The organism is Rhodococcus yunnanensis NBRC 103083, from assembly GCF_001895005.1.
Taxonomy (GTDB): domain Bacteria; phylum Actinomycetota; class Actinomycetes; order Mycobacteriales; family Mycobacteriaceae; genus Rhodococcoides; species Rhodococcoides yunnanense.
This window is the reverse complement of the sequence record NZ_BCXH01000015.1, coordinates 89,980-102,831: the sequence shown is the minus strand read 5'-3', so window position 1 is coordinate 102,831 and position 12,852 is coordinate 89,980. Positions and strand designations below refer to the sequence as shown.

Genomic DNA, 12,852 nt, shown 5'->3' with positions numbered 1-12,852 from the left:
TCCTCGCCCATCAGCGTCAGCCGTCTACGTTGCATCGTCGACCTAAAGGCCGCCTGAAATCACGAAGACGAAAACTCGGCCGGCGGCACTGAACTGCTGATCCCCGCTAACATGATCTCGAAGGTGCGCGACGACCTTCGCTCGACGTCCTGATCCGCCGCCTCGCGAAGCCAGGCAACCGCCGACAACACATCGAACAGTTCATCGACAGTCAGATCATCACGGACAGTCCCGACGCGGTGCGCTCCGTTCAACAATTTTGCGCCAGCTGCGTGCATCGCCAGACACGAGTGATGCGACGGTGTTCCTTCGTCGTACATGCTCTTGGTCAGAATTCCCACCAGACCTCGAAATGTGCTGAAGTGCAGTACAGTTCGCTTCATCCAGTCGACTAGCGCCGAGTAGGGATCGAGCTGCGCCGAGACCTCGTCGGCATGCCGTACCAGTCGATCGAGACCATCGCGGGTCGACGCTTCGACCAGACACTCCCTGGTGGGAAAGTGACCGTACAACGTTCCGACGGCTACCCCTGCCGCCGCGGCGATGTCGGCCAGAGACGCATCCGCACCCTCGACGGCAAAGGCTTTCGCTGCGGCCGACAGCACAGCATCGTAGTTTCGCTGCCCGTCGGCCCGCTTCGGCCTCTTGGCCACATACGCCTTATCTCGCTTCATCTGACTCTCCTGTTGACAAACTGAGGCTGTCTCGACTTACCATTCCAGAGTAACTCGAACCAGGCTCACCTTAAGCCCCCCTATCAACCGGAGGAACAAATTGAGTGAACAGGCCAGATCCGCCACCACGAACGTGGATGGCCCTGAACCCGATGTCGCCGAGCTCGACCCACCCGACCAGACGAAGCCCGCATCGTCGGACACCGGAGCACCGCTGGCAGGAGGATTGGCTCTCGCAGCCATCGTCAGCGCCGAGTTCATGCTTCAGCTCGATGGCACGATCGTCAACGTCGCTCTTCCGGAGCTCCGCGCGGATCTTGGGATCACCGAAGCGGGCGCATCCTGGGTCTTGAACGCTTTCCTCCTCGCCTTTGGAGGCTTCCTCCTTCTCGGCGGACGTCTCGGAGACGCGCTCGGGCACAAAACAGTGTTCCTCGCCGGAGCTTCGTCGATTGCTGCGGCTTCACTCGTCGCCGGGCTCGCACCGAACTTTGCAACCCTGATCATCGGCCGCATCGGACAGGGCGCGGGTGCAGCACTCGCAGGTCCGGCCGGTCTCGCTCTGCTGGCCGCGCTCTTCCAGGGCGCCAGGCAGCAGCGGGCATTCGGCCTCTACTCGACAGTCACCGGATTGGGCGCTGCCTCAGGCCTCATACTCGGAGCCCTGGTCACCGAAGCCGGTGGTTGGCGCTGGAGCTTGCTGATCAACACACCGCTTGCGGTGGTGATCGTGCTCATCGGCATCAAGACGATCCATCCGCCGAGCGCTGCGCCGACGAAACGTTCACTTGGCGTCATCAGCTCAGCACTCGTAACGGCTGCGCTCACTTCCGGCGTCTACGGCTTGGTTCGCGCATCACACGACGGGTGGAGTGACGCGTGGACGCTGTTCTCGTTGACCGCCGCCCTGGTTCTGCTGGGAGTCTTCGTCGCCGTGGACGGCCGCACACACGATCCACTGCTACCCGGCCGTATCTTCGCATCGCGCGTGCGCCTCGGAGGCTTCATCGACCTGCTGCTGCTTGCGGCGGTCCTGACCTCGTTCCTGTTCTTTATTCCGCAGTACCTCGCCTCGAGCCTCGGCTTGCGACCCCTCGCCACCGGGTTCGCGATCCTTCCCTTTGCCGTTGCAATTTTTGTCGTCGCCCAGTTCGCACCGCGCTACCTTGCGGCGGTCAGCCTCAAACTGCGAGGGCTGATCGGATTGGTGATCGTGACTGTGGCTGTGGCACTGCTGATCCGGCTCGACGGCGGTAGCGAATATTGGTCAGATGTGTTTCCTTGGCTGGTCGTGCTCGGCGCGGGAGTCGGATTGGCAATCGTGCCTTTCAATATGATCATCCTCGGCAGCACCGCCGCAGAAGATACCGGCATCACGGCAGGCATCCTGCAGACCGCCTTGACATTTGGCGGCTCCCTCGGCATCGCAATACTGCTCATCCCGTACACATCCGGTGACGGTCCTCAAATATCGTCCGTCTTCCAGTGGTCGGCGGGAATCGCAGCGCTTGCCATCATCGTCACTCTCGGCTTCTGGTTCACGCCGGAGAGAAGCAAACAAGACACCGTTGGGACCACCTAGACATCACCCCGAACACGCAGTCGAAAACGACACCTCGTGGCGGGCTCGAGGGGCGCCACCGAGACCTCAAGCCCGCCATTAGACCGTTGTTACAGGCTGAAAGACGACCACACCCACAACACCATATGGAGCATAGGAATGACCGAACTACCGTACGCACACTCGGAACTGGACGAGTCGCCGCTCTTGGCCTCGGCGGTCTGGGAATGAGCGAATTCTATGGGCCCACCGACGAGTCGGAGTCGCTCGCGACAATGCAGCGAGCGGTGGAGTTGGGCGTGACCCTGTTCGACACCAGTGATGTGTATGGTCACGGCGAGAATGAACGATTGCTCGGACGCGCCTTGGCTCCGCACCGCGAGGAGGTCCAGATCGCGACAAAGTTCGGAGTCAGACGCGCCGACAACGGAATCGGTCAGGAAGTTCGTGGCGACGCAGCTTAGTCAAGCAGGCCGTCCACGGTTCGTTACAGCGCCTCGGAACCGACCACATCGACATCTACTATCAAGCGCGTGTGGACGTGAACACACCCATCGAAGAAACCGTCGGAGCCCTGGCGGACTTGGTCAGAGCCGGTGACATCCTGCACGTCGGCCTCTCCGAGGCAGCACCTGCGACGATTCGACGCGCACACGCGGTACATCCCATCACCGCGTTGCAGACCGAGTGGTCGGTGTGGTCCCGGGAAATCGAAGCCGAAATCGCCCCGACCGCGCGGGAACTGGGGATAGCAATTGTTCCGAACGCACCACTTGGTCGAGGATTTCTCACCGGCCGTTATCGGTCGCGTCAAGCATTCGACGCCAATGACTTCCGTTACGCGGCCCAACCGCGACTGAGCGAGGAGAACTTCGACGCCAATCTCGCCCTACTGGCGCCTTTCGAACAACTCGCTCGCGAGCACGGCGCGACCCCGGGTGAGCTTGCGCTCGCATGGCTGTTGCATCAGGGGGAAGACGTGATCCCCATCCCCGGCACGCGACGCGTCGATCATCTCGAAGAGAACCTCCGTGCGACATCGATACTGCTGAGCGCCGACGAGGTCAAAGAGATCGAAAGGGCTCTACCTGCCTCCCTGGTACGAGGTAACAAGCTGACAGATTTTAGTCTCCAGTTCGTCGACCTCTGACGCGGGTGATCTCTACCGGCAGGGCCGGGTCTGACCCGTCGACTCGCTTCCGCAGATCCGGCCCGCCTGTCAATACGGCGACAAAGAAGACCTTTCTTTAAAATCAGTGCTTGCCTTTAATCTTGAGCTTCCACGACCGGCAGGGGAACCTAGTTGAGTGGACTTTGCGCGCCTCACCTCAGCCGATACCGTTCAGGTACGCACATCTGAAGCCGCCGAACTGACCGACGCGCTTCACCAACTGGCCAAGGGTACTGGCGGATTGATAGCGCTGGCAGGTGAACCCGGCTCCGGTAAGACCCGCCTCGTCGTCGGAATGTGCCAACAGGCAAAAGATCTTGGCATTGCTGTTCTCCACGGCCGTAGTGCGGCGCAAGATCGGCGCTCACCCCTGTCAGCGCTCTCGCCCCTACTGGAAGACGCAGCGCCGCGAGGCACCCAGCCGACCATGCAAGAGCTACACAGGGCATTGCACGAATTACGCTCGATCCCAACGCTCCTCGTGCTCGATGATTTCCATCACGCGGACGACGAAAGTATTCAGCTGGTCGAATACCTCACCCGCCACCCACTTGGCGGCCCGGTGCTACTCGTACTCTCGTATCGTCCCCGCCAAGCAACTTCGGCACTGCGCTCAGCTCTTGCCAAGGGATGTGAGACAGGTCATACAATCCGTATGCCGTTGCCGCCATTGACCGTTGAGCAATCGTCCGCACTGGCAGAAATGTCCGGACTCGATCTGATGAACGTACACAGCGCCAGTAATGGAGTGCCGCGGTATCTACTGTTCCTGGCAAAATCATCTACTTGGGAGTGGACAGTCGACGACAACCCTGCCGACACCCAGTTCGACGATCTCGTCGCTGGTGAGACCGAGGCTTTGACGCGCTCCGGTACAACTCTCCTGCAGGCGGCAGCGATACTCGGCAGCACTTTTTCGATCGTTTATGCCGCCCAGCTCCTCGAGCAGTCGATCGACGTTGCCGAAACGCAGGAAGAACTACTCGACCACGATCTGATCCGACCGACCCTGGAGCCGCAGGTATTCCGGTTCCGGCACGAGTTGGTTCGTCACGCAGTGTACCGCCAGATCCGGCCGGCCCACCGAAAGAAGCTTCACCTGAGTGCTTCAGTGGTGCTCGCCGAGACAGCCAAAGCACCCACGCTCGCGAGTCATCTCGAAATCGCGGCGAGCCGATGCGCTTCCGGTCTCGAGACGTTCAGCCTCGCGGCCCAGGAGGTCCTCGCAGACCGCCCCGATGACGCAATCAGATGGTTGCGTATAGCTGCGGACGTCGCAACCCCGGGCGATCAGGCCGTTCAGCAGAACCGTCTCCTCGCGAAGGCACTCGTCACTCAGGGAAAACTGGTCGACGCAGCGGCCATCCTGACGCAGCAGCGTGTCGGCGCCACAGATCGCCAACGTTCGTTGATCGTGACAGATCTGGCCCTGATCAAGTGCTTTCTCGAGGAGGACGTGTCCGCACGCACTGATCTCCAGGTCGAGATCAGCAGACCGAGTAACCATCGACTCACAGACAAGATTCGAATGGTCGCCCGCCTCACGATCGTTGGCATGTTCGACGGAGAACTTCCTGACATCGACCAACTCGGATCGGTGCCACCACGCCGTAACTCGCGACATGCCCATCAGATGACGAACGTGGACGAGCTCGCGATGGTCGGCATGGCGGCCCTGTCCGCCGCCTACCACGGCGACTTCGCGAGCGCAGCGCAGAAAATATCGCATGCCGCCGAGCTTGCGATACTCTCCACAGACGACGAACTGGACGACTATCCCGACTACCTCGCCATCCTCGGATGGTCCGAGATCATGACAGCGCAATTCGATTCCGCTATAGCTCATTTCGAGCGCCAGATGTCCATCGCACATAAACACGGGCTGTCCTGCATGACACCTGTCATTCTCATAGGACTGAGTACGGCCTACCACTGCAAAGCGCTTGTCGATACCGCCCAACGGATCGCCACCGATGCAAAGACCGCGGCGAGGGCACTCGGCGCCGGCCGGGTCGCAGAGGTCGCCGAAGTGCTCGAATACTCGTATCTTTCCTGGAGTGACCGGGTAGACGGTAGCTCGGTCTCCGTCCAGTCCGCAGAGAAGGCGCTCGTTACTCGGAAGTTGGGCGGCTGGTGGTTCGGCACGAATGCAGCACTACAACTGGCCTCCGCGCTGAAGATGCACGGGGACGCTGATCGCTGCGCCGCCGTCATCTTATCCACAGGGGCGGGAGCCGATCTGTCGTTCATTGCACCGTCGATGCGTCCCTGGTGCTACGAAACCCTGGCCGACATCGGCGCCGACCAGGACGACCCAATCACAGTCGATTGGGTCGACCGCGCCCAGCAGGCGGCGTCCGGTGCCGGTGCGGCCGGACACGCGAACGCTTATGCCACTCTGGCGGCGGGTCATCTGGCTCGGATGCGCGAGCAGCATCTGGTGGCGGCCGAGCTGTATCGCCGGTCCGCGCAGCTTTTTGCGGAGCTGAGTATGCGGGGACCGCAGATCCGTGCACTCAACGAAGCGGGGGCCCTAGCCTCAGCCGCCGGACAGGATGGTAACGGCGCCCCGGACCTGCGGGCGGCGCGAGAACTCGCACATCGGGCCGGCAAGTCCGTCGTCTACGAGAACACCGAGTCCACTCGCCGCAAGGTCATACCGATTTCGAGAGAGACCGCTACCACACCACCCCCCGCACTCGCGTCGCTGACCCGGCGAGAGGTGGAGATCGCGCAGATCACGGCAACTGGAATGCGGACCCGGGCAATAGCTGATCTGCTGCACCTGAGTCCCCGGACCGTCGATATCCATCTGACACACATTTATCGAAAGCTGGGAATAAACAATCGAACACAACTAGTGAGACTCATGGTCGAGGCTGCCTGATTCATCCCGGCCGCAAGTATCAGATTATCTCTGATCGAGTATCGGCGCTTGATCGGCTCGTGAGCCACTTTTGGTCGAGCCAGCAAGGCCTTTTCACGGTGTGTATGTGACGCGCGTGAAAGTGCCGCCTGCCAGCGGCTTCAACGTCACCGCCTCAGCGGGTGGCTAGGAAGAGGACCGATGACGCATTTGCCCAGTCGCTTCAGAAGTTCGACGAGTGAGCTATCAGCGGGAAGCCATCTCGACGTGGGATCCAACCTCCGCGTCCGCACAAATCAAGATGCTGGACGACATTGCGGAAAGACTCTCGAGTCAGAGCAAGCGTCTCAGCTCGCACGTGTCGGGCACGCCCTCAGATGGGGCGTGGAGCGGTAGCGCCCATGATGCCGCCAGTGAGCAGATCGACACACTCGCTAACGGCGCGAAGATCACGGCTGGCGGGATCAAGCAAATTCGGGCGGACGTCACATTCGGCTTGGCGAATATTGCCACTGCCCGGTTACGGTTGCTCCACCTCGCCAAGCTTGCGGAAGCGAACGGCATTCTTGTGTCCGACAATTGGGCGCTAGTCCCGTTGGACCCAGATGCACCGGATGCGGCTGCAAAGCTCGCTGAGTGGACAACAGCGATTACCGTAGCGCAGGCGGAACTCCTGGCCGCAGATGCGGCCGCGGCGTCAGCAGTGGAGTCTACGACTGCGGCGCTGGGCGACTCGAACGGCGGCATGCAGGGCTTCTTCCCGCTTGTGATCATCGGGTTCGCCTCCGCCATCGGTTCTAGCAACCGCAGCGCTGACCGCGACCGGCGTTGTCAGCGGCGCAGCAGTCATCGCCTACTTGCAGGACAAGTTCGGTGCAGTCGCATCCGTAGACGAGATCCTGTCAAAGATCCCGGATGTATTCCGCTCCGACGATGGCCCAGGCCAATGGGAAGCTCGAAACCACCACATGTCCGAGCGGGCCATGGAGTACCAGGAGCAGGTAACCGGTAGCCCACCCGGAACCGAGTATGTTGTCGACGGGGTTGCGTTCGACGGGTTCGCGGAGGGGCACTTCAGGACGCCAAAGGTCCCGGATACGAGCAGTTTCTGGATGCGAATGGTGAGTGGAAACCGTTCTTCAAAGGCGACGACGAGCTTCTTAAACAAGCCGAACGTCAGCTGGCTGCGGCGGGTGACACTCCGGTTGTGTGGTCTGCTGCCGACGAACGCGCCGCTGAGGCGATGCAGAATACTCTCGATGCTGCCGGTTTCGGTCAGATCGAGGTTGTCTTTGTTCCGCCGAAGTAACGAGATGGAGGGACGTAGGGTGAGTGAAAGCTTGACGGTTGGGCTCGCGTGGGGACCACGCTCGGAGTCGGCCTACCAGTGCGCAGAGCGGCTCAGCAAGTCGGTCGATGGCATTCCAGCGCAACGAGATCTGTTCTCGAATTGGCTCGTGATTCCCGAGGGCGGCGCATCCAGTGCCGCCGATCTAGATTCCTTGCCAACAGGTTTGGATGGCCTCTCGGAGTTGGTCGAGTCCAGCAGGCTCATGAACGATCGCGGTGAGGTAATGGACGGCAGCGGATTCAGCTTCACCCTGGCCCGCCTTCACAATGACCGTCCCGTGAAGTACCGCGTCCGGTGCAACGTCGAAAACGTGCGCACCGGCAACTTCGTGCAATTCGACTTCCCCAACCCTGACCATGCAATCCCCGCCACCGGAACAGCACCCGTGGTCAAAGAATCCTTCGATACCCTTATCGAAACATGGCAGCCCGATCATGCGTCGGCACTAACCGCATCATTTCGGAAAGCGCAGAAGATCAACCGACGTGCAAAGGAGATTCCGGTCGGATGGTTGACGTACGTCGCAAGTGCCGTCGACGTGGACCTCGCGCTCCTTCCTGGAACCGTCGATGTCAGCGAAGCCGTTCACGGGACTGTCTTTCGACTCTCAGGCGATCCACACTCGCCGGACCTTGACGAAGCAAGAGCGCTACGTCTCGCACTCGGCTACACGAACGATTGAGTCAGAGAATCAGCCTGGCTCCCGTTCATTTGTTCTCGTGATTATCTACCAGTGGGCTGCTTTGGTGAGTCGCAATTCAACGATGGCCTGCCTTTGGCAAGCAAACGGCGGGGGACAGACCAGTCCAGTTCGCGATCTGATAGGCCGCCGCGTATTGGTTGTCACCATTCTTCCGGTTCCACCGACTCTGTGAGGCCGTCGACCCAGGGGCGAGGAGCAGTTCGCTTGCCGTCCATTCATTCAAACAACCGGAAGTCTCGGTCGACGCGGACGCTGCGTGAACGACAGTTACCGCACTGTCAGGCGGTATTTACAGCGACCATCAAGGCTTTTTATTGTGCACCACATCATATTCGACGGAGTATCGCGCGATGTGCTGCTGGAAGAGCTCGGCGAGATCTACTCTGCCCGTGTGCGCGGTGAGGATCCTATGCTTCCCATCCTGGAAGCACGCTACGCCGACGCTGTAAAGGTAGAGCAGGATCTACTTCGTGGCCCCAATAGGCCTGCACTGGTTGACTTCTGGCGGAAGCAGCTTGCGGGAGTACCAGAGTTGGTGCTTCCGCCGTCCAGCCGTGGCAACACAGAGAGAGAAAGACTGGGCGGAGCGCGATCGTGGGAGACTCGGATCTGTAAGCGTTCCTTGCCTGCAAGTGTTGTCGCGAAAGTGCGTGAGTTTGCGCGTAGCCAACATACATCCCAATTTACCGTCTATCTCGCTGTCGTGAACGTTCTCTTGCACAGACTCACGGGGCTGTCCGACGTCGCCGTCGGCACTCCAGTGGCCGCTCGGAACCAGAGTGCGTTCGAGCGATTGATCGGCTATTTGGTAAACGTCGTGGTAATTCGAACAGTTTTCCGTGAAATGTCGTTTGGCGCGTTGGTGCGGAACATAAGAGAATCCGTTTTCGACGCGATGGACCACCAGCGGTTGCCGTTCGAGGCAGTGGTCGAGGAGGTTCACCCACCTCGTATTAGCGGATTCGGTCCGTTGTTTCAGGTGCTGTTTGCCCTTGTCGATCCCATCCGGGTACCTCGCAACGGCTTTGCCGGCTTGGACATCGGCCCGATCGAGCAACTTCACAGCGGCCGCTCGCCTTTCGCGCTCACTGTTAGCGTGCTCGATCGTGAGCAGGACTGTGCGGATCTCGAACTTATCTACGCGATCACGCTTTACGACGATACTGCGGCCGGCCAAATAGCCGACGAGTTCATAGAATTACTGTGCACCGCACTGTCTGACCCCGAAGCTGTCATGATTTCAGAACTATCCGAACTCGTAAGCGTACCTACGGCATCGGCCGCGCCCGAAATACCTACCGAACCCACAACTTTACCCTTGCCGGACTCGGATGACGTGATGATCAGCATAGTGCAGGCGGTGTGGGCCATTCACTTGCGGACTGAGGTTAACGACCCGGACGAGGACTTTTTGGCACTAGGGGGACATTCTCTCGCTGCTGCTCGTATCGCTGTTGAACTACGGGAATTGTTCGGGCTGGCGCATGACTCTGGAATTACAGAGGTCACGATGTTCCGAGCCCCGACACCGCGCTTGGTGGCAGCAAACCTAGCTGCTGCGCTCGGAGGTGGGCAGTTTGCAATGGCCGAGGCGAGGTTTGTCTTGGGGTTGCTGGAAATGACTGAGGAGCAAGCCGATATCGAATTCCTCGGGCTGAAGCCGGAGGATTCACCACCAGGAAAGGAACCCCTATGACCAGCGCTGCGAATAGAGATGCTGTGCAGTTCACCATCCGCGCGGCCACCAACAAGCTCGATGTCGAGACTCGGGTCGAACGCTGCCGGGACGCTACTTTCGGTCGAGCATTTACCGAACACATGGTCACGTTGCGGTGGAGTCCTGATGCGGGATGGCACAACGGTCAGGTCGAGCCTCTTGCCCCGCTGCTCTTGGATCCGGCCACGGCGGGCTTGCACTATGGGCAGATCGTCTTCGAAGGGCTCAAGGCATATCGACTGGACGATGGATGTGTTGGCGTATTCCGGCCCGACCGATATGCCGAGCGATTCCAACGCTCCGCTGAGCGTCTGATGATGCCGCAACTCCCAGTGTGTGACTTTGTCCACGCAGTTGAGCACTTAGTTCGGGAGGATGCAGCTTGGGTTCCGTTGGAACAAGACCGTAGCCTCTATCTGCGCCCACTTCTGCTAGCTGCCGACGCGGACCTCGGGCTTCATCCCTCTCGCAACTACCTGTTCGTGCTCACAGGGTTCGTCACAGAGACCTTCTTCGGTGCCAGGCGCGCCATCGACGTCTGGTTGAGTGAAGACTACGTACGTAGCGTCCCTGGTGGGGTAGGCGCGGCTAAGTACGCGGGAAACTATGCCGCCAGCTATCGCGCACAGGAGCAGGCCGCAGAACATGGTTGCGACCAAGTGGTCTGGCTCGACGCAATCGAACGCCAGTGGATCGAAGAGCTCGGCGGAATGAATCTTCTTTTCGTCGAGCCCGATGCCGCCCAGTTGGTCACACCGCCATTGACCGGGACAATATTGCCAGGCGTTACCAGGGAGTCGATCCTGGAGCTTGGCCCTCGTCTCGGACTTTCCGTGGTTGAACGTCCGGTAAGCGTCGATGAGTGGGAGTCCGGTTGTATATCCGGCCGGTTCACCGAAACCCTCGCCTGCGGCACCGCTGCTCAAATTACCTCGGTCGGGCATGTTCGCGGGCATGCCCGGTCGTGGCAAATTGGCGACGGTCGCCCCGGACCGGTCGCCGCAGAGTTACAAGCGCTGATAACGAGCATTCACCGCGGCATCGATAAAGCCTCCGATGGTTGGCTCCACCGGATCGACGACACACGTGAGGGTTGGAGCATGGCCGACATAACCAAGAACACCACTGATGTCAGCGCAACTATAACCTTGATCTGGGGTGAGGTCCTCACAGCCCAGGTGAGTGGCGAATCCGACTTTTTCGAGTCCGGCGGGTACAGCGTGACAGCAGCGCGAGTCATCAACAGAATTAGCGAAATCTACGGCTTTAACGCCTCGATTCGTGACCTCTATAACAACCCTAGGCTCACCGATTTTATCGACGCTATGAGCGCACAAATAGCTAAGAAGGTAGAAACTTGCTCCTGATGCTGATTGTCCAAAATTTCGTGAGATCGACCACATTGCTGCGTCCGCCAATCAGGGGCTGGTCGCGCACCTGTGCCGAATTGCGGAGTGGAATCACCGTTGCGGTCGGAGTTGCCCGATGAATTCGCCAGGTGAAGCGACCGAGTTGGAGACCAATAGTTCGGCTCGTCGCGGAATCATCGCCATGTACGGGCTGGAAGCCTTCGGTGCGGGCGCGTTCGTGTCATCCCGAATAGTGTTTTTTACCCAGGTACTTGAGCGTAGCCCAGGGCAGATCAGCGTCGCGTTGTCGACCGCCAGCTTCGTCGCCCTCGCCCTGATACTGCCATTCGGTAAACTTGCCGATCGCGTAGACCGCCGCGGACTGCTCGTCTTACTGAATAGCGCAGTCGCGCTCTTCCTGCTTGGTTACTTGCTGCCGACGTCGTTGATCGGATTCTTTGTCACAACATCACTAGTGGTGCTCGGCCAGCGGCTGCTAAACCCCATCCGCCCAGCAGTGATTGCCCAACTGTTCCCCACTATGCGGCTCAAGGTCCGGGCTGCGGCACACGTGTCGCTCAACGCCGGTTTCGCACTTGGCAGTCTGTTTGCAGCGGGAGCGTTACTCGTTGGAGGCTCAGGCGCCTTCAATGTGTTACTGCTAGTCAACGTCGCCATGTTTGTGGCATGCGTGCTGATTGCGTTGCGTTTGCCCCCTGTTCGGTCCAAACCCGTCGCAGCCGAGTCTCGGCGAGGCTATGTTGCGCTGCGAGATCGGCCCTTTGTCGTCGCCACCATCGCTAGCATGTTCGGATCCCTGCACAATTCCGCGCTTCTGATCGGTCTTCCTCTGTGGCTTCTACACCGTACAGACGCGCCTAGCTGGGTCGTACCGTCGATCCTCGCGGTCAACTGTCTAATGGTGGTCGGACTCCAGGTGCGGCTTAGCCGAGGCACCGACACCGTGCGCGGTGCGACGAGAGCTCACTGGCGCGGCACCATGATGTTGGCAGGCGCGTGTGTGCTGCTGGTGTTCATAGGTGACCAAATGACCGCGCTCTCGTGGACTTTGCTTGCTGCAGCAGTCATCTTGCTAACGATCAGCGAGATCGTTCAGACTGCGGGCGCATGGGGACTGTCCTTCGCCCTGGCTGATGAAAGACGGGTCGGTGAGTATCAGTCAGTGTTCGGACTAGGGCTGGATGTCCAGATGGTCGTTGGGCCCGTCTTGGTCACAGCGCTGATTTCCTTCCAGCAAGGATGGCTCGTGCTGGCGGCCATCGCGCTCCTGCCTGTGGGAGTCGCCACGCGATTGTTACTGCGCTGGTCATCCGTAAATGCCACGCAAGCGGAACAAGGATCGACATGACTCAAGATCAAATGATGTCCGAATTGGTCAGTTCGAACCTCTCCATCAAGCGGATTGTGTGTTGGCTATTTCGAGGTTGTTTACGTGAGAT

General features: G+C 59.8%; 9 protein-coding genes and 1 pseudogene. 9 read left to right on the top strand and 1 reads right to left on the bottom strand.

Features of this window, described 5'->3' with window-relative positions; genetic code table 11:
* Positions 1-59: 59 nt before the first annotated feature.
* Positions 60-674: an SbtR family transcriptional regulator gene (locus RY1_RS21520; RefSeq protein WP_072806083.1), complete on the bottom strand. Its 615-nt coding sequence runs from the start codon at positions 672-674 to the stop codon at positions 60-62.
* Positions 675-774: 100 nt separating this feature from the next.
* On the opposite strand from RY1_RS21520, the gene RY1_RS21515 reads away from it, so the two are divergent.
* The 9 genes and pseudogenes from RY1_RS21515 (at position 775) to RY1_RS21480 (ending at position 12,761) form a co-directional block, all read left to right on the top strand.
* On the top strand, positions 775-2,256 hold the full coding sequence (locus tag RY1_RS21515; protein WP_218019836.1) for an MFS transporter: 1,482 nt from the start codon (positions 775-777) through the stop codon (positions 2,254-2,256).
* 206 nt (positions 2,257-2,462) lie between these two features.
* Complete coding sequence (locus RY1_RS30745) at positions 2,463-2,699, top strand: aldo/keto reductase (protein WP_245819844.1); 237 nt, start codon at positions 2,463-2,465, stop codon at positions 2,697-2,699.
* A complete protein-coding gene (locus RY1_RS21510; RefSeq protein ID WP_245819853.1) occupies positions 2,585-3,385 on the top strand; it encodes an aldo/keto reductase in 801 nt (266 codons plus the stop codon). The genes RY1_RS30745 and RY1_RS21510 overlap by 115 nt, the downstream gene beginning before the upstream one ends.
* 157 nt (positions 3,386-3,542) lie before the next feature.
* Positions 3,543-3,920: pseudogene (locus RY1_RS31065) on the top strand (ATP-binding protein); the annotation flags it as partial.
* A gap of 189 nt (positions 3,921-4,109) precedes the next feature.
* Positions 4,110-6,293 carry a helix-turn-helix domain-containing protein gene (locus RY1_RS21505; RefSeq protein ID WP_245819840.1) on the top strand — a complete coding sequence of 728 codons (2,184 nt, stop codon included), beginning with the start codon at positions 4,110-4,112 and terminating at the stop codon, positions 6,291-6,293.
* Positions 6,294-7,129: 836 nt separating this feature from the next.
* Positions 7,130-8,305 (top strand): Imm52 family immunity protein, encoded by a 1,176-nt coding sequence (locus tag RY1_RS30735; protein ID WP_245819839.1) that lies wholly within the window; start codon positions 7,130-7,132, stop codon positions 8,303-8,305.
* 277 nt (positions 8,306-8,582) lie between these two features.
* A complete protein-coding gene (locus tag RY1_RS21490; protein ID WP_072806080.1) occupies positions 8,583-10,022 on the top strand; it encodes a condensation domain-containing protein in 1,440 nt (479 codons plus the stop codon).
* Positions 10,019-11,410: a branched-chain amino acid aminotransferase gene (locus RY1_RS21485; RefSeq protein ID WP_084727673.1), complete on the top strand. Its 1,392-nt coding sequence runs from the start codon at positions 10,019-10,021 to the stop codon at positions 11,408-11,410. The genes RY1_RS21490 and RY1_RS21485 overlap by 4 nt, the downstream gene beginning before the upstream one ends.
* Before the next feature lie 118 nt (positions 11,411-11,528).
* On the top strand, positions 11,529-12,761 hold the full coding sequence (locus RY1_RS21480; protein WP_084727671.1) for an MFS transporter: 1,233 nt from the start codon (positions 11,529-11,531) through the stop codon (positions 12,759-12,761).
* Positions 12,762-12,852: the final 91 nt, after the last annotated feature.